Source organism: Streptomyces sp. A1277 (assembly GCF_004795015.1).
In the GTDB taxonomy this organism is placed as follows: domain Bacteria; phylum Actinomycetota; class Actinomycetes; order Streptomycetales; family Streptomycetaceae; genus Streptomyces.
In genome coordinates this window covers 25480-41772 of the sequence record NZ_SSBI01000035.1, presented here as the reverse complement: position 1 = coordinate 41772, position 16293 = coordinate 25480, and the positions used below count along the sequence as shown (strand labels likewise).

The window sequence follows — 16293 nt, the reverse complement described above, 5'->3', positions numbered from 1 at the left end:
GGCTTTACGGGCACCGAGGGGGGTGCCCAAGATCCCCGGAACCGCCATGCGAAACTTTTCACATGAGCCATGGCCGCGCACCCCGACGCCGCTTCACCCCGCTCGCCGTCCCCGTGGCGGCCGCCGCGCTCGCACTGACGCTGACCGCGTGCGACTCCGGCGACCAGACCGGTGGCGGCGGCGACACGCACTTCGTCACGGGCAACGGCGGAATCTCCACCGCGGCCAAGGGCGAGCGCGCCGACGCACCGAAGCTCGACGGCAAAACCGTGGACGGCAAGCAGCTCGACCTCGCCGACTACAAGGGCAAGATCATCGTCCTGAACGCCTGGGGCTCGTGGTGCGCCCCGTGCAGACTCGAAGCCAAGTACTTCAAGAAGGTCTCCGAGGCCACCAAGGACAAGGGCGTGCAGTTCATCGGGGTCAACACCCGCGACCCGGAGCCCGCCCAGGCCGTCAGCTTCGAAGAGAACTTCGAGGTCACCTACCCCAGCTTCTACGACCCGACCGGGAAGCTCCTGCTGCGCTTCCCCAAGGGCACCTTCAGGCTCCAGTCCATCCCGTCGACCGTCGTCATCGACCGGGACGGGAAGCTGGCCGCCCGCTACGTCGGCCCGCTCGACGACATCCAGCTGCACAAGATGCTCGACCCGCTGATCGCGGAGAAGTGATCAGGTGATCACCCTCGCCGCCGCCACGCACAACGAGACGGTGTTGAACGGAGCCCTCCTGGTCGCTCTGCCCATCGCCCTCCTCGGCGGGCTCGTCTCCTTCTTCTCGCCCTGCGTCCTGCCCCTCGTCCCCGGCTACCTCAGCTACGTCACCGGGGTCAGCGGCGCCGACCTCGCCGACGCCCGGCGCGGCCGCATGGTCGCCGGCGCCTCGCTCTTCGTCGTCGGCTTCACCGCCGTCTTCGTCTCCGGCGGCGCGCTCTTCGGCTACTTCGGCGACACGCTCCAGGAGTACAGCGGGCCCCTCACCAAGGTCCTCGGCGTGCTGATGGTCCTCATGGGCGTCTTCTTCATGGGCCTCATGCCGTGGATGACCCAGCGCGAATTCCGTATCCACAGGAAGCCGGTGACCGGCCTGGTGGGCGCCCCCCTGCTCGGCGCCCTCTTCGGCATCGGCTGGACCCCGTGCCTCGGGCCCACGCTCAGCTCGGTGTCCATGCTCGCCCTGGACCAGGGCACCGCCGGGCGCGGGGCCGTACTGACCGTCGCCTACTGCCTGGGCCTGGGCATCCCCTTCGTGCTCGCCGCCGTCGCCTTCCGCAAGGCGCTCGGCGCGTTCAGCTGGGTCAAGCGCCACTACGCCTGGGTCATGCGCATCGGCGGCGGCATGATGATCGTGACCGGGCTGCTCCTGCTGACCGGCGCGTGGGGCAGCATGATGCAGGAACTGCAGGGCTGGTCGACCGGCTTCCAGGTGGGGATCTGAGTACCAATGAGCAACACCACGTCCAACCCTTCCCAGCGGGACCGGGAGCAGGAAAGCACCTCTGAGCTCGGTGCCGCCGGCGCCCAGCTCTCCACCGCCCCGCGCGAGGAGCCCCTGGCCGACGCCCCCGCCATGGGCGTCATCGGCTGGCTCCGCTGGTTCTGGCGCCAGCTCACCTCCATGCGGGTCGCCCTGATCCTGCTCTTCCTGCTGTCGCTCGGCGCCATCCCCGGCTCGCTGATCCCACAGAACAGCGTGGACGAGCTCAAGGTGCAGACCTTCAAGGACGCGCACACCGTCGTCACGCCGATCTACGAGAAGCTCCAGTTCTTCGACGTCTACAGCTCGGTGTGGTTCTCCGCGATCTACATCCTGCTGTTCGTCTCGCTCATCGGCTGCATCGTGCCGCGCACCGCCACCTTCGTCGGCCAGCTGCGCAGCCGCCCGCCGGGCGCCCCCAAGCGCCTCACCCGGCTGCCCGCCCACACCACCTGGCGGACCGAGGCCGAGCCCGAGCAGGTCCACGAGGCCGCGCTCGCCATGATGCGCAGGCGCCGCTACCGGGCCCACCTCGCCGGGGACGCCGTCGCCGCCGAGAAGGGCTACCTGCGCGAGGCCGGCAACCTGATCTTCCACATCGCGCTCATCGTGATGCTGGTCGCCTTCGCCGTGGGGCAGCTGTTCAAGTCCGAGGGCGCCAAGCTGATCGTCGAGGGCGACGGGTTCTCCAACACCATCACCCAGTACGACGACTTCAAGTCCGGCTCGCTCTTCGACAACGACTCGCTGACCCCGTTCAGCTTCACCCTGGACGACTTCATCGGCACGTACGAGCGCAAGGGCCCCCAGATCGGCACCCCGCGTACGTACGAAGCGCACGTCACGTACTCCGACGGGGCCTACGGCAAGCCGAAGAAGACCGTCATCAAGGTCAACGAACCCCTCGTCGTCGACGGCACGAAGGTCTACCTCAACGCCCACGGCTACGCGCCCGTCGTCTCCGTCAAGGACGGCCGGGGCAAGGAGGTCTACAAGGCCGCCGTGCCGCTGCTGCCCCTCGACAACAACGTCACGTCGAGCGGTGCCATCAAGGTCATGGACGGCTACCGCGACAAGAACGGCAAGAAGGACCAGCTGGGCTTCCAGGCGTTCTTCGTGCCGACCTACGCCGGCGACGGCAAGGGCACGATGTTCTCGCAGTTCCCGGCCGCCGACATGCCGGTCCTCGCGCTCAACGGCTACCACGGCTCGCTCGGCGTCAACTCCGGCATCGCGCAGAACGTGTACCAGCTCGACAAGACCAAGATGACGGAGTTCAAGGACTCCGACGGCAAGCAGCTCAAGCAGCGCCTCCTCGTCGGCGAGACGATGAAGCTGCCCGACGGGGCCGGCTCCATCACCTTCGAGGGCCTCCAGGAGTGGGCCAGTTTCCAGATCTCCGAGCAGCCCGCCAGCGGCTGGGCGCTCACCGGCGCGATCGGCGCCATCGCCGGGCTCGCCGGCTCGCTGTTCATCCAGCGCCGCCGGGTCTGGGTCCGGGCCGTACGCGGCGCCGACGGCGTCACCGTCGTGGAGATGGCGGGGCTCGGCCGCAGCGAGTCCGCGAAACTTCCCGAGGAGCTGGCCGATCTCGCGGTCACGCTCAACGCCGAGGCGCCCACCGCGCCCGGTGCCGACCCCGAACCCGACCCCCAACCGGACCCCGACGCCGTCGGCGCCGCGTCCTCCGTAGAGCCTGCCGAAGGGGCTGAGAAGTGAATCTCGCCGCCGCAACCAACGAGAACCTGGCACACACCAGCAATGTGCTGATCTATTCGTCGATGGCCGTCTACACCCTGGCCTTCTTCGCGCACATCGCGGAGTGGGTGTTCGGCAGCCGCAGCAAGGTCGGCCGCACCGCCGCCGCGCTCACCACCGAGGAAGCCGCCGCCGGCGCGGTGAAGGTCCAGGTCGCCCGGAAGGGCGGGGCCACCGCCGTACTGGAACGGCCGAAGGTCGTCACCCGGTCCGCGGCCGGTACCCGTGACGTCCCGGACGGCCCCGGCGCCGCCGGCGGCACGTTCAAGGGCGACCTCTACGGGCGGATGGCGGTCTCGCTGACCGTGCTCGCGTTCCTCGTCCAGGCCGGCGGCGTCGTCGCCCGCGCCATGTCCGTACAGCGCGCCCCCTGGGGCAACATGTACGAGTTCTCCATCACCTTCTCCACGGTGGCGGTCGGCGCGTACCTCGTCCTGCTCGCGCTGAGGAAGAACGTCCGCTGGATGGGGCTGCTGCTGGTCACCACGGTCCTGCTGGACCTCGGCATCGCGACCACGGTGCTCTACACCTCCAGCGACCAGCTGGTGCCCGCGCTGCACTCGTACTGGCTGTGGATCCACGTCTCCACCGCCATCATCTGCGGGGCCGTCTTCTACATCGGCGCGGTCGCCACCCTGCTCTACCTCTTCCGCGACAGCTACGAGAACAAGATCGCCAACGGCGGGGAGCCGGGTTCGTTCGCGCAGTCCGTGCTCTCCCGGCTGCCCGCCGCCTCGACCCTCGACAAGTTCTCGTACCGGATCAACGCCGCCGTCTTCCCGCTGTGGACGTTCACGATCATCGCGGGCGCGATCTGGGCGGGCGACGCCTGGGGCCGCTACTGGGGCTGGGACCCCAAGGAGGTCTGGTCCTTCATCACCTGGGTCGCGTACGCCGCCTACCTGCACGCCCGCGCCACCGCCGGCTGGAAGGGCCGCAAGGCCGCCTACCTGGCGCTGATCGCCTTCGGCTGCTGGCTGTTCAACTACTACGGCGTCAACATCTTCGTCACCGGCAAGCACTCCTACGCCGGCGTCTGACGCACCCTCTTCAACGACGGCTGCCCGCCACCCGGAGGACCGGGGGCGGGCAGCCGTCGTACGTGATGCGTGCCTACGAGGCTTCGGGGCCGTTCTCCCGGCGCTTCAGCTCCTCCTCGCGGCGGCGCAGGTCCGCCTCCCAGTCCTTGAGAAGCGCCTCGTCCTTCTTGTCCTCTTCCTTCAGCGACTTCAGGAAGTCCGGGTTGTCGTCCGGCGCCACCCACTGCTGACGGTGGCCGCGGTGCCATTCGGACGGCGTACGGCCCCCGGCGGGCACCCCGCGCACCTTGCCCGCGGCCAGCCAGACGATCGGGCCGACGATCCAGAACAGCAGGATGATGAAGACCCAGGCGATCTTCGGCAGGTGCTTGGCCTCGTCCTCCGGGGTGTTCAGGCAGTCGATGAACGCGAAGATCGTCAGCGCCAGCGGCAGAAGGTAGATCAGGGCCCGGAGCATGGTGGAGAAGTCCCCCCGAAGAGAGTTGGCGGGGCAATGTCCCGCCCCGGTGACGGGCCCAGAGTAGCGGGTGGCCGATACTTGTCCCTATGGCTTACGACGATCTTCGATCCCTCCTCCGGGCTCTGGAGCGCGAGGGCGAGCTCAAGCGCATCAAGGCCGAGGTCGACCCCTACCTGGAGGTCGGTGAGATCGTCGACCGGGTGAACAAGGCCGGCGGGCCCGCGCTGCTCTTCGAGAACGTCAAGGGATCGTCGATGCCCCTGGCCATGAACGTCTTCGGCACCGACAAGCGGCTCCTCAAGGCACTCGGCCTGAAGTCCTACGGCGAGATCAGCGACAAGATCGGCGGGCTGCTCAAGCCCGAGCTGCCGCACGGCTTCGTCGGGGTCCGGGAGGCATTCGGGAAGCTCGGCACGATGGTGCACGTCCCGCCGAAGAAGGTGAAGAGCGAGAACGCGCCCGTCCAGGAGACCGTCCTGACCGGGGACGACGTCGACCTGGACCTGCTGCCCGCGCTGTTCACCTGGCCCAAGGACGGCGGCTCCTTCTTCAACCTGGGCCTCACCCACACCAAGCACCCGGAGACCGGCGTCCGCAACCTCGGGCTCTACCGGCTCCAGCGCCACGACCGGCGCACCATCGGGATGCACTGGCAGATCCACAAGGACAGCCGCAACCACTACCAGGTCGCCGCCCGGCGCGGGGAGCGGCTGCCGGTCGCCATCGCGTTCGGCGCCCCGCCGGCCGTCACGTACGCCTCCACCGCGCCGCTGCCCGGGGACATCGACGAGTACCTGTTCGCCGGCTTCATCCAGGGCAAGCGCATCGAGATGGTCGACTGCAAGACCGTGCCGCTCCAGGTCCCGGCCAACGCCGAGGTCGTCATCGAAGGGTGGCTGGAGCCCGGCAAGACGCTGCCCGAGGGGCCGTTCGGCGACCACACCGGCTTCTACACCCCGCAGGAACCGTTCCCCGCACTGACGATCGACTGCGTGACCATGCGCAAGCGGCCGCTGCTCCAGTCGATTGTGGTGGGCCGGCCGCCGACCGAGGACGGGCCGCTGGGGCGGGCCACCGAGCGGTTCTTCCTGCCGCTGCTGAAGATCATCGTGCCGGACATCGTGGACTACCACCTGCCGGAGTCCGGCGGTTTCCACAACTGCGCGATCGTCTCGATCGACAAGAAGTACCCGAAGCACGCCCAGAAGGTGATGAGCGCCATCTGGGGCGCGCACATGATGTCGCTGACCAAGCTGATCGTGGTCGTGGACTCCGACTGCGACGTCCACGATCTGCACGAGGTGTCCTGGCGGGCGCTCGGCAACACGGACTACGCGCGCGACCTGACGGTCTCCGAGGGCCCCGTCGACCACCTCGACCACGCCTCGTACCAGCAGTTCTGGGGTGGCAAGGCGGGCATCGACGCGACGGAGAAGTGGCCCGAGGAGGGGTACACGCGGGACGGGGGCTGGCCGGACATGGTCGAGTCGGACCCGGAGACGGCGGCGATGGTCGACCGCCGGTGGAAGGAATACGGACTGTGAGCGCCGCCGAAGCGACCCTGGGACCGGGGCCCGCGCAACCGAACAGCAGGGTGAAGGCTTTTTTGAGGCTCGTGATGATCGAGCACTCGGTCTTCGCGCTGCCCTTCGCCTACATCGCCGCCCTGACCGCGATGTTCCGGGTGGACGAGAGCGTCCACTGGGGCACGCTGCTGCTCGTCACGCTCGCCATGGTCGGGCTGCGGACCTTCGCGATGGCGGCGAACCGGATCATCGACCGCGAGATCGACGCCCGCAACCCGCGCACCGCGAGCCGCGAGCTGGTGACCGGTGCGGTGTCGGTGAAGTCGGCGTGGACGGGGGCGCTCGTCGCCGTCGTCGTGTTCCTCGGGGCCGCGGCCCTGCTCAACCCGCTGTGCCTGGCGCTGGCGCCGGTCGCCGTGATCCCGATGGTCGTCTACCCGTACGGCAAGCGGTTCACGAACTTCCCGCACGCGATCCTCGGGCTCGCGCAGGCCATCGGGCCCATCGGGGCCTGGCTGGCGGTGACGGGCAGCTGGTCGTGGGACGCGGTGATCCTGGGCCTCGCCGTCGGGATCTGGATCGGCGGCTTCGACCTGATCTTCGCCTGCCAGGACGTGCGGGCCGACCGGGCGCACGGGGTGCTCTCCTTCCCGGCGCGCTTCGGCATCCCGGCCGCGCTGTGGGGCGCGCGGGTCTGCCACGTGGCGACGACGGGCCTGCTGGTCTGGTTCGGCCTGGCGACGGACGCCGGGGCGTTCTACTGGGCGGGCATGGCGATCGTCGCGGTGGCCTTCGTGTACGAGCACCGGGTGGTGCGGCCGCACGACCTGTCCCGGCTGAACCGGGCGTTCTTCTCGGTCAACGGCTTCATCGGCATAGCGCTCTTCGTGTGCGCGCTGCTGGACCTGGTGGTGCGCGGCCTCACGGTGTGAGCGCGCGGGGGGTGGTGGGGCGGCGCAGCGCGAAGGCCGCCACCACCCCGCCTGTCAGCCCGAAGAGGTGGCCCTGCCAGCTGACGCCCGGGTCGGTGGGCAGGACGCCCTGGAGCAGCGAGCCGTACACCGCGGCGACGACCAGGCCGACGACCACGTCGAGCGGGCGGCGGTCCACGAAGCCGCGGACCAGCAGGTAGCCGAAGAGGCCGAAGACCACGCCCGACGCGCCGAGCGTGACGGTGCCCGCGGGGGCGGTGAGCCAGACGCCGAAGCCGCCGATCAGGATCACGGTGAGCACCACGCCGGCGAAGCGGCGCAGGCCGCCGAGTGCGGCTATGAAGCCCAGGACCAGCAGCGGGACGCTGTTCGACGCGACGTGGGCCCAGCCGTCGTGGAGGAACGCGGCGGGCACGAGGTCGAGCAGTTCGCCGGGCTCGCGGGGGCTGATGCCGTGGTCGTCGAGGCTGTGGCCGGTCGCGAGGTCGATGGCCTCCAGGACCCAGAGCAACCCGACCCAGCCCAGCATGGCCGCTCCGGCCATGAGGGCCCGGTCGCCGGTCCTCATCCGTACGTCGTCCATGGCAGGCTCCCCCCTTTCACCCGTCCTTCACCCGTCGGAACGTACCAGGCACCTCGGACAGTTCCGGATGTCGGGCGCCGGTAGGCTCGGGGGCGTGGATTCCCGGACTTCAGTGAGTCAGCAGCAGCGAATGCCTTGGATTGTCGGGGTTTCCGGCGCTTCGGGCACCCCTTTCGCCGCCGCGGTGCTGCGCGGGCTGCTGGCGGCGGGGGAGAGCGTCGATCTGGTCGTGAGCCGCGCCTCGCGGCTGACCCTGCTGGACGAGACCGGGATCGCCTTCCGCGACGCGCACTGGCGCGAGGACCTGGCCGGCTGGCTGGCCCGGGGGGCGGACGGGAAGCAGGACACCTTCGCTGTGGACGTGTCCGGCGTACGGCACTGGGCGGCCGGTGATCTGGCCGCGGGGCCGTCCTCGGGGTCGTACCCCGCCAAGGGGATGCTGATCGTCCCGGCCTCGACGGCGTGTGTGGCGGGGGTGGCGCTCGGGCTGTCGAAGGACCTGTTGCAGCGGGCGGCGAGCGTGACGCTCAAGGAGCGGCGGAAGCTGGTCGTCGCGGTCCGCGAGACGCCGTTGAACGGGCAGACGCTGAAGCAGCTGGTGGCCCTGGACGAGGCGGGCGCGGTCGTGCTGCCCGCCTCTCCGGGTTTCTACGCGGGGGCGACGCACATCCAGGACCTGGTGGACTTCGTCGCGGGGCGGGTGCTGGACGCGGCGGGGGTGCCGCATCAGCTGTACCGCCGCTGGGAGGGGGAGCTCGGTGGCGGCTCCGGGGGCTGATCCGGGCGGGGTCAGCGCTTCTTGGGGGTCCGCGGGCCGCGGGTCCGGTCGACCCGGAGGGCGGCGGCGGGCTGGTGGGCACGCGAGCGGTTGGCCAGGTCCTGCAGCTCGCGCATCCGGGCGTAGGCCATCTCGATCGTGTACACGGTGCTATCACTCCTGAAGATTCGAAAGCATTTTTTGATTACGCGGGAAGATTTGCAGGCTTCAATGCCTGCACGCCTTAGATTCTACACGTAGACTTGCGATACTGCTGAATAATGGAAGGTCTCAGTCACATGGACGCGGTGGACAGGCAGCTCATCCAGGCCCTCCGGGAGAACGGAAGGGCCTCGTACGCCGAGCTCGGACGGCTCGTCGGGCTCTCCGGGCCCAGCGTCACCGACCGCATCAACCGGCTGGAATCGGCAGGCGTCATCACCGGCTACCGCGCCACCGTGGACGCGGCCTCGCTCGGCCTCGGGGTGACCGCCCTGATCGGCATCTCGCTCTCCGACGCCGCCGACCACGAGGACGTGGCGCGCCGGCTGAAGGACCTCGCGGAGATCGAGGACGCCTGGTTCATCGCGGGCGACGACTCCTACATGCTCAAGGTTCGCGTTGGTGACGTGGACGGCCTGGAGAAGACCATCCGCCGGCTGAGCGGCACCAAGGGCGTCTCGCGCACCCGTACCACGATCGTGCTGTCCACCAAGTGGGAGAACCGGGTCGGAGAGCTCCCCGAGGAGGGCTAGGCGTACGGTGGGCCAGGTCCGGTACGGAGAGAAACATGGGAGGCGCCCTAGTGGACGCGGGACTCAAGCGCGAGCTGGAGCAGAAGGTCGGGGCCGGTGAGCGGCTGACCCGCGAGGACGGGATCGCGCTCTACGAGTCCGACGACCTGGCGTGGCTCGGCGGGCTGGCCCATGAGGTGCGTACGCGCAAGAACGGCGACGTCGTCCACTTCAACGTCAACCGGCACCTCAACATGACCAACGTGTGCACCGCCTCGTGCGCGTACTGCTCCTTCCAGCGCAAGCCGGGCGAGAAGGACGCGTACACGATGCGCATCGAGGAGGCGGTGAAGCTCGCCAAGGCGATGGAGGGCGAGAACCTCACCGAGCTGCACATCGTCAACGGGCTGCACCCCTCCCTGCCGTGGCGCTACTACCCGCGCTCGCTGAGCGCGCTGAAGGAAGCGCTGCCGCAGGTCTCCCTCAAGGCGTTCACCGCGACAGAGATCCACCACTTCGAGACCATCTCCAAGCTCTCCGCCTCGGAGATCCTTGACGAGCTGATCGAGGCCGGTCTGGAGTCGCTGACCGGCGGCGGCGCGGAGATCTTCGACTGGGAGGTCCGCCAGCACATCGTGGACCACCGCACGCACTGGGAGGACTGGTCGCGCATCCACCGGCTGGCCCACGAGAAGGGGCTCAAGACCCCGGCGACCATGCTGTACGGGCACATCGAGGAGCCCCGGCACCGCGTCGACCACGTGCTGCGGCTGCGTGAGCTCCAGGACGAGACCGGCGGCTTCCAGGTCTTCATCCCGCTGCGCTACCAGCACGACTTCGTGGACATGAAGGACGGCAAGATCCGCAACAAGCTCCAGGCGCGGACGACGATGGCGACCGGTGCCGAGGCGCTCAAGACCTTCGCGGTCTCCCGGCTGCTGTTCGACAACGTGCCGCACGTCAAGGTGTTCTGGGTGATGCACGGCGTGCAGACCGCCCAGCTCGCCCTCCAGCACGGCGCGGACGACATGGACGGCTCGGTCGTCGAGTACAAGATCACGCACGACGCGGACAACTACGGCACGCCGAACAAGCTCGGCCGCGAGGATCTGCTCGACCTGATCCGCGACGCCGGCTTCCGGCCCGTCGAGCGCAACACCCGGTACGAGATCATCCGCGAGTACCCGGGCCCGGACGCGGAGCGGCGCGAGTCGCCGCAGCCGATGCGGGTCTGACCCCGGCGCCGCCGCGCGCGCGGCGCTGCTCGTACGAAAGCTCCGGCCACCGTCCCCGGCCGGAGCTTTCTCGCGTTCCGGACGGCGGTTGAGTCGGCGGCAAGGTAATAGTTAATCTGCCGCTATGGCGCTTACATTCGAGGTGGATCCGAAGTTCGACCGGTCCGTGCGCGACGGCATCGCCGCGCTCTGGGCCGATGTGTCCAACGCGGGCGGTGCCGTGGGCTTCGTACCGCCCGTGACGGTGGAGGACGTCCGGCCCGAGCTGCTCAAGCACCTGGTCGCCATCGAGGAGGGCCGCACCCGGCTCCTCGTCGGCCACGACGAGGACGGCACCATCGCCGCCACCGCCTTCCTCGCCCGCAACACGCACCGGCTGATGACGCACTGGCTGTGGGCCTACACCGTGATGGTCCACCCCCGCCACCAGGGCCGCGGGTACGGCCGCGACCTGATGGCGGCCGCCGCCGACGCGGCCCGGGCGACCGAGGGCATCGAGGCCATCCGGCTCACCTGCCGGGGCGGCACGGGCGCCGACCGCTTCTACGCGGCCTGCGGATACAAGGAGGTCGGGCGGGTTCCGGGGGCGATCCGGGTGGCCGAGGGCGACGACCGCGACGACATCATCATGCTGCTGCCGCTGAGCTGATCGCCCCAGGGGCCGCCTCAGGGTGCAGCCCTGCGAATCGCTCGATTGCGGGGCATGCTTCACTGGTCGGGCAGGACTGTCGTACGTAGAGAGAGGGCCAGCTGTGTCCGCTGCCAAGCCGAGCGCAACGATCCGGTACACCGCGATGCGTCTCAGCATCTTCGTCGGCTGCTTCGTCGTCGCCGCCATCGCCGTCAACTTCGGGCTGGTGCCGTCCGGGGCCGGGGGGTCCAACGTCGTCTGGGTCATCCTGCTCGCCCTGGTGCTGTCCGCGCCGCTCAGTTACGTCCTGCTGCGCAAGCAGCGCGACGAGATGTCCGAGCAGATCGTCTCCTCGGTCGACCGTGCCAAGGCCCGCCTGGAGGCCAACCGCACGCGCGAGGACGGTGTGACCCAGTAAGAGGAACGTAAGCTTCCTCACACCCCTCGCTTTTTCTCGTCGAACCCCGGCACGGGAGCGCCCGCTCCTGTACTGGGGTTTTTCGCTGCTCCAGGCGGAGTTGAGGATTCCGGTCCGCCGCGAGGGGCTTTTGCGGCGCCGCTTCGTATCAAAGGAGACCTTTGAGGTTCTCAAAGTTCAAGTGTTAACGTGTTCGGCATGAAGACTGTTGTGCGCCTCCGACCTGCCACGAGCGTCCCGCTCGTGGCGCGCCTTCATGTCGACCTCTGCCGCTGTATGTCCGCGGTCTGTTGCCGCAACGTCTGAAACCGGCACCATGCAGCGGCGCCGCCCCTGACGCGGGCGCCGCACCCCCGTCCCCCTCCGCACACCGTCCCCGTGCGTCCCGATGCGTCACATCTGGAGTGTGTCCGTGTCCGCGAACCCCGCGTCCACCGCCGAGAAGCCCGCCGGCTCCGGCTTCCGCATACCGAAGGTCCCGTTCTGGGCCCAGATCGTCGCCGGTCTGGTCCTCGGCGTCCTGCTCGGCTGGCTCGCCCGCAGCCAGGACATCGACTGGCTCTACACCACGCTCGACAAGGTCGGCCACATCTTCGTCCAGCTGCTGAAGCTGGCCGTCGCGCCCCTCGTCTTCTTCGCGATCCTGGTGTCGATCACCAACCTGCGCAAGGTCAACAACGCCGCCCGGCTGGCCGGGCGCACCGTGCTCTGGTTCATGATCACCTCGCTGATCGCCGTCGCCATCGGCCTCGCGATCGGCCTGATCACCAACCCGGGCTCCGGCACCGGCCTCACCCCGAAGGACGGCAAGCTCCCCGAGCACGCCGGCTCCTGGCTCGACTTCCTGACCGGCATCGTTCCGAGCAACGTCATCACGCCGTTCGCCGAGCTGAACGTTTTGCAGATCGTCTTCATGGCCGCCGTCGCCGGCATCGCCGCCCTCAAGCTCGGCGAGAAGGCGCAGCCGATCCTCACCCTCAGCGAAGCCGTCCTGGAACTCCTCCAGAAGGCCCTGTGGTGGGTCATCCGCCTCGCCCCGCTCGGCACCGTCGGCCTCATCGGCTACGCCATCGCCGACTACGGCTGGGACCTGATCGGCAAGTACGCCACCTTCACCGCCGACGTCTACATCGGCTGCGCCCTGGTGCTGTTCGGCGTCTACCCGCTGCTGCTCGCCACCGTCGCCAAGGTCAGCCCGCTCCAGTTCTTCAAGGGCGCCTGGCCCGCGATCCAGCTGGCCTTCGTCTCGCGCTCCTCGGTCGGCACCATGCCGGTCACCCAGAAGGTCACCGAGCGCCTGGGCGTTCCGAAGGAGTACGCCTCCTTCTCCGTCCCGTTCGGTGCCACCACCAAGATGGACGGCTGCGCCGCGATCTACCCGGCGCTCGCCGCGATCTTCATCGCGCAGATCTTCGACGTGCAGCTGGGTGTCGGTGACTACATCCTGATCGCGTTCGTCTCGGTCATCGGTTCGGCGGCCACCGCCGGTCTGACCGGCGCCACGGTCATGCTGACGCTGACCCTGTCGACCCTGGGCCTCCCGCTGGAGGGCGTCGGCCTGCTGATGGCCATCGACCCGATCCTGGACATGATGCGGACCGCCACCAACGTGGCCGGCCAGGCCCTCGTCCCGGTGATCGTCGCGGCCCGCGAGAAGATCCTTGACCACGACGCGTACAACTCGGCCTCGGCCTCCCCGGTCGACGACGCAGAGGTGCACGACGCAGAGGTGCGCGACGCCGAGCCGGAGCGCGTCCCGGTCGCCGTCTGACCGCCCGTTCCACCACCTGAGGGCCCCTTCTCCCGCGCGGAGGAGGGGCCCTCGTGCGCTCCGTACGAGGGTCCTGGCCCCGCGGCCCCGTACCCTTACCGGGGAGTAGTGCTGCGGGGGGAGGGAGGAAGTCGACGTGGGTGCTGTGAGGAACAAGCGGATGCCGCGCGCGGTGCGTGAGCGGCAGATGATGGACGCCGCGGTGCAGACGTTCGGGCAGCGGGGGTACCGGGCCGCATCGATGGACGAGATCGCCGAGCTGGCCGGTGTGTCCAAGCCGCTGGTCTATCTCTACCTGAATTCCAAGGACGAACTCTTCACCGCGTGCATCCGGCGCGAGGCGCAGGCGCTGCTCGCCGCGGTCCAGGCGGGCGTCGAGCCGGGGCTGCCGGCCGACCGCCAACTCTGGGACGGGCTGCGGGCGTTCTTCACGCACACCGCGGAGAACCCGGACGGCTGGGCGGTGCTGTACCGGCAGGCGCGGACGCACGGGGAGCCGTTCGCCACCGAGGTCAACGTGATGCGCGAGGAGATCGTCGCGTTCGTGACGGGGCTGATCGGGGCCGCCGCCCGCGAGGCGCACCACGATCCGGCGCTCCCGGACCGGGACGTGGCGGGCCTCGCGCAGGCGCTGGTGGGCGCGGCGGAGTCGCTGGCCGGCTGGGCCAACGAGACCCCGGGCGTCTCGGCCCGGGAGGCGGCGGCCACCTTGATGAACTTCTCCTGGGCGGGCCTGGAGAACCTGATGAACGGCCGCCCGTGGCAGCTGCCGGCGGAGTCCTAGACGGTCCCCGTGAGGTGGACGCGCTCGCCGCCGCGCAGCTGGAACGCGGTGCCGTCGGTGGCGTAGGTGACGGTGCCGGGCAGCAGGACGGGTGCGCGGAAGTCGGCCCGTACGGTACGGATCCGGTCCGGTTCGGGGGCCTCGGCCAGGCAGCGGGCGACGGTCCACATGCCGTGGGCTATGGCCCGGGGGAAGCCGAACAGCCGGGCGGTCAGCGGGTAGAGGTGGATCGGGTTGCGGTCGCCCGAGGCCGCCGCGTACCGCCGCCCGAGGTCGGCGGGCAGCCGCCACTCGGCGACGGCGGGAAGATCGGGGGCTGCTTCCGGGGGCGCGGCGGAGTGCGCGGTCCCCGTGCGCGTTCCCGGGCCCGTTTCCGTGCGCGTTCCCGGGCCCGTTTCCGTTCCCGAACGCGGCGCGTGCCGGGAGAGGTAGCCGCTGCGGGACTCCCACACCAGCTCGCCCGCGAGACGGGCCTCGGTCACCACGGTGACCTCCGTGCCGCGCCGGTGCGGTGTCAACTCCTCGGCGTGCACCGTGAGTGCGAGCCGGTCCTCGGGGCGCAGGGCGCGGTGGGCGGATATCTCGATCCAGGTGTGGACGAGGCCGGTGACCGGGAGCGGGAAGCTGCGGCGGGTCATCAGCCGCATGGCGAGCGGGAACGCCAGGACGTGCGGGTACGTGACCGGCAGCGGGCCGGAGTCCGCGAAGCCGCATATGCGGCGGTACGCGGCCAGCGGGCCGGGGGCGGCGGGGGCGGCCGGCAGGCTCGGGCGGTCGGCGGGCAGGGTGGCGTCCGGCCGTCCCGCCCGCTTGAGGGGGGAGGTGAGGGCGCCCCGGGCCAGCGAGAGGGTCAGGCTCGGCACGGGGTCACGCTCCCAGCAGGCTCTGGCCGCAGACCCGGACGACCTGGCCGTTGACGGCCGTCGACGCGGGCTGGGCGAACCAGGCGGTGGTCTCGGCGACGTCGACCGGAAGCCCGCCCTGGGAGAGGGAGTTCATCCGGCGGCCCGCCTCGCGGATGAACAGCGGTACGGCCGCGGTCATCTTCGTCTCGATGAAGCCGGGGGCCACCGCGTTGACCGTGACGCCGTGGTCGGCGGCGGCGCGCGGGGCGAGCGAGCGGACGAGGCCGATGACGCCGGCCTTGCTGGCCGCGTAGTTGGTCTGGCCGTTGTTGCCGGCGATGCCCGCGATGGAGGCGGTGGCGACGATCCGGCCGCCCCGGTTGACCGTGCCGGCCTTCAGCAGGGCGTCGGTGGTGCGCAGGACGCTGTCCAGGTTGACGTCGATGACCGAGGCCCAGCGTTCGGCCGGCATGTTGGCGAGCCGCCGGTCGCGGGTGATGCCGGCGTTGTGGACGAGGATGTCGAGCCCGTCCGGGGCGGCGGCCGCGATGCGTTCGGCCGCGTCGTCCGCCGTGATGTCCAGCGGGAGGGCGGTCGCGCCGAGGCGGTCGGCGGTGCGCACCAGGTCCTCCTGGGCCTGCGGGATGTCCAGGCAGATGACGTGGGCGCCGTCGCGGGCCAGGACCGAGGCGACGGAGGCCCCGATGCCCCGGGCGGCGCCGGTGACCAGGGCGGTGCGGCCGGCGAGCGGGGCGGCCCAGTCGGCGACCGGGTCGGGGGCGGCGTCGGCCACCTCGATGACCTGGCCGCTGATGTAGGCGGACCGGGGCGAGAGCAGGAAGCGCAGCGTGGATTCGGCGGCGGCGACGGCTCCGGGGGCGATGCGCACCAGTTGCACGGTGGCGCCCTTGCCGATCTCCTTGCCGAGGGAGCGCACGAAGCCCTCCAGCGCCTGCTGGGCGGCGGCCTGGTGGTGGTCGTCCGGGGACGGCCGCACCCCGAGGACGACGACCCGGCCGCCGGGGGCGAGCGAGCGGACGACCGGGTGCAGGGCCGCGTGCACGGCGGCGAGCCCGGCGGCGGTGTCGACGGCCGTCGCGTCCAGCACGAGCGCGGCGGGCCGGTCGGCGCGCGCGACCACCTCCAGGCCGGTCGCGGCGAGGATCGCGGCCAGCTCCTCGGTGACGGCGGACTCCCCGGCGGTGAGGTGGAGGACCGGGCCGGTGAGCGCCGGTGTCTCCAGGGTCCAGCGCCGCAGCCGCGCGGGCTGCGGGAGGCCGAGCTTCCGGGTGAGGAACCTGCCGGGTGCCGTGCCGGTCAGGTGCAGATAGCGGTCGGCCATT

The 16293-nt window shown here is 70.2% G+C and carries 18 protein-coding genes; 13 read left to right on the top strand and 5 right to left on the bottom strand.

Annotation, left to right across the window (positions count from 1 at the left end; translation table 11 throughout):
• Nucleotides 1-62: 62 nt before the first annotated feature.
• Genes E6R18_RS22390 through ccsB form a run of 4 tightly spaced genes read left to right on the top strand, consistent with a single transcriptional unit; the run spans nt 63 to nt 4274 of the window.
• Nucleotides 63-671 carry a TlpA disulfide reductase family protein gene (locus E6R18_RS22390; protein WP_136318686.1) on the top strand — a complete coding sequence of 203 codons (609 nt, stop codon included), beginning with the start codon at nt 63-65 and terminating at the stop codon, nt 669-671.
• A 4-nt stretch (nt 672-675) separates the two neighbouring features.
• On the top strand, nt 676-1437 hold the full coding sequence (locus tag E6R18_RS22385) for a cytochrome c biogenesis protein CcdA (RefSeq protein WP_136318685.1): 762 nt from the start codon (nt 676-678) through the stop codon (nt 1435-1437).
• Between the two features lie 6 nt (nt 1438-1443).
• Entirely contained in the window at nt 1444-3195 is a 1752-nt protein-coding gene (locus E6R18_RS22380) for a cytochrome c biogenesis protein ResB (protein WP_136318684.1), read from the top strand.
• Nucleotides 3192-4274, top strand: coding sequence for a c-type cytochrome biogenesis protein CcsB (gene ccsB / locus E6R18_RS22375; protein WP_136318683.1), 1083 nt, complete (start codon nt 3192-3194; stop codon nt 4272-4274). Before E6R18_RS22380 ends, ccsB begins: the two co-directional genes overlap by 4 nt.
• Before the next feature lie 73 nt (nt 4275-4347).
• Here the strand turns inward: ccsB and E6R18_RS22370 are convergent, their stop codons facing one another.
• Nucleotides 4348-4731: a PLD nuclease N-terminal domain-containing protein gene (locus tag E6R18_RS22370; RefSeq protein ID WP_136318682.1), complete on the bottom strand. Its 384-nt coding sequence runs from the start codon at nt 4729-4731 to the stop codon at nt 4348-4350.
• Between the two features lie 89 nt (nt 4732-4820).
• Here E6R18_RS22370 and E6R18_RS22365 point away from each other — a divergent pair, with 89 nt between their 5' ends.
• Both E6R18_RS22365 and mqnP read left to right on the top strand, forming a co-directional pair.
• Nucleotides 4821-6278: a menaquinone biosynthesis decarboxylase gene (locus E6R18_RS22365; RefSeq protein WP_136318681.1), complete on the top strand. Its 1458-nt coding sequence runs from the start codon at nt 4821-4823 to the stop codon at nt 6276-6278.
• The gene (mqnP, locus tag E6R18_RS22360; protein ID WP_136318680.1) at nt 6275-7192 is read left to right on the top strand and encodes a menaquinone biosynthesis prenyltransferase MqnP; all 918 of its coding nucleotides are present in this window, start codon (nt 6275-6277) and stop codon (nt 7190-7192) included. The genes E6R18_RS22365 and mqnP overlap by 4 nt, the downstream gene beginning before the upstream one ends.
• Here the strand turns inward: mqnP and E6R18_RS22355 are convergent.
• A complete protein-coding gene (locus tag E6R18_RS22355) occupies nt 7182-7775 on the bottom strand; it encodes a rhomboid family intramembrane serine protease (protein WP_136318679.1) in 594 nt (197 codons plus the stop codon). The two genes, mqnP and E6R18_RS22355, sit on opposite strands and share 11 nt — an antisense overlap.
• A 112-nt stretch (nt 7776-7887) precedes the next feature.
• Between E6R18_RS22355 and E6R18_RS22350 the strand changes: the two genes are divergently transcribed.
• Entirely contained in the window at nt 7888-8553 is a 666-nt protein-coding gene (locus tag E6R18_RS22350; protein ID WP_136318730.1) for a UbiX family flavin prenyltransferase, read from the top strand.
• 11 nt (nt 8554-8564) lie between these two features.
• On the opposite strand, the gene E6R18_RS35280 is transcribed toward E6R18_RS22350, so the two are convergent.
• Nucleotides 8565-8699, bottom strand: a complete 135-nt coding sequence (locus E6R18_RS35280; protein WP_276607266.1) for a hypothetical protein — start codon at nt 8697-8699, stop codon at nt 8565-8567.
• A 132-nt stretch (nt 8700-8831) separates the two neighbouring features.
• Here E6R18_RS35280 and E6R18_RS22345 point away from each other — a divergent pair, with 132 nt between their 5' ends.
• From E6R18_RS22345 to E6R18_RS22320, 6 genes are all read left to right on the top strand, one after another.
• Entirely contained in the window at nt 8832-9287 is a 456-nt protein-coding gene (locus E6R18_RS22345) for an Lrp/AsnC family transcriptional regulator (RefSeq protein ID WP_136318729.1), read from the top strand.
• Nucleotides 9288-9337: 50 nt separating this feature from the next.
• Nucleotides 9338-10501 carry an aminofutalosine synthase MqnE gene (gene mqnE, locus E6R18_RS22340; protein WP_136318728.1) on the top strand — a complete coding sequence of 388 codons (1164 nt, stop codon included), beginning with the start codon at nt 9338-9340 and terminating at the stop codon, nt 10499-10501.
• Nucleotides 10502-10625: 124 nt separating this feature from the next.
• Nucleotides 10626-11150 carry a GNAT family N-acetyltransferase gene (locus tag E6R18_RS22335; protein WP_206308356.1) on the top strand — a complete coding sequence of 175 codons (525 nt, stop codon included), beginning with the start codon at nt 10626-10628 and terminating at the stop codon, nt 11148-11150.
• Between the two features lie 145 nt (nt 11151-11295).
• Nucleotides 11296-11550, top strand: a complete 255-nt coding sequence (locus E6R18_RS22330) for a DUF4229 domain-containing protein (protein WP_136318678.1) — start codon at nt 11296-11298, stop codon at nt 11548-11550.
• Between the two features lie 412 nt (nt 11551-11962).
• Nucleotides 11963-13321 (top strand): dicarboxylate/amino acid:cation symporter, encoded by a 1359-nt coding sequence (locus E6R18_RS22325; RefSeq protein WP_136318677.1) that lies wholly within the window; start codon nt 11963-11965, stop codon nt 13319-13321.
• Between the two features lie 160 nt (nt 13322-13481).
• Entirely contained in the window at nt 13482-14105 is a 624-nt protein-coding gene (locus E6R18_RS22320) for a TetR/AcrR family transcriptional regulator (RefSeq protein ID WP_136318726.1), read from the top strand.
• Here E6R18_RS22320 and E6R18_RS22315 read toward each other — a convergent pair.
• Entirely contained in the window at nt 14102-14968 is an 867-nt protein-coding gene (locus E6R18_RS22315; RefSeq protein ID WP_136318676.1) for a MaoC/PaaZ C-terminal domain-containing protein, read from the bottom strand. The two genes, E6R18_RS22320 and E6R18_RS22315, sit on opposite strands and share 4 nt — an antisense overlap.
• A 4-nt stretch (nt 14969-14972) precedes the next feature.
• Nucleotides 14973-16292 (bottom strand): 3-oxoacyl-ACP reductase, encoded by a 1320-nt coding sequence (locus E6R18_RS22310; protein WP_136318675.1) that lies wholly within the window; start codon nt 16290-16292, stop codon nt 14973-14975.
• Between the last annotated feature and the right edge of the window lies 1 nt (nt 16293).

Excerpts from the sequence above, each read along its gene's own strand:
- E6R18_RS22390 (WP_136318686.1), top strand. The coding sequence starts at position 63 with ATGAGCCATGGCCGCGCACCCCGACGCCGCTTCACCCCGCTCGCCGTC.
- E6R18_RS22380 (WP_136318684.1), top strand. The coding sequence starts at position 1,444 with ATGAGCAACACCACGTCCAACCCTTCCCAGCGGGACCGGGAGCAGGAA.
- E6R18_RS22370 (WP_136318682.1), bottom strand. The coding sequence starts at position 4,731 with ATGCTCCGGGCCCTGATCTACCTTCTGCCGCTGGCGCTGACGATCTTC.
- E6R18_RS22365 (WP_136318681.1), top strand. The coding sequence starts at position 4,821 with ATGGCTTACGACGATCTTCGATCCCTCCTCCGGGCTCTGGAGCGCGAG.
- E6R18_RS22355 (WP_136318679.1), bottom strand. The coding sequence starts at position 7,775 with ATGGACGACGTACGGATGAGGACCGGCGACCGGGCCCTCATGGCCGGA.
- E6R18_RS22345 (WP_136318729.1), top strand. The coding sequence starts at position 8,832 with ATGGACGCGGTGGACAGGCAGCTCATCCAGGCCCTCCGGGAGAACGGA.
- E6R18_RS22335 (WP_206308356.1), top strand. The coding sequence starts at position 10,626 with ATGGCGCTTACATTCGAGGTGGATCCGAAGTTCGACCGGTCCGTGCGC.
- E6R18_RS22330 (WP_136318678.1), top strand. The coding sequence starts at position 11,296 with ATGCGTCTCAGCATCTTCGTCGGCTGCTTCGTCGTCGCCGCCATCGCC.
- E6R18_RS22320 (WP_136318726.1), top strand. The coding sequence starts at position 13,482 with ATGCCGCGCGCGGTGCGTGAGCGGCAGATGATGGACGCCGCGGTGCAG.
- E6R18_RS22310 (WP_136318675.1), bottom strand. The coding sequence starts at position 16,292 with ATGGCCGACCGCTATCTGCACCTGACCGGCACGGCACCCGGCAGGTTC.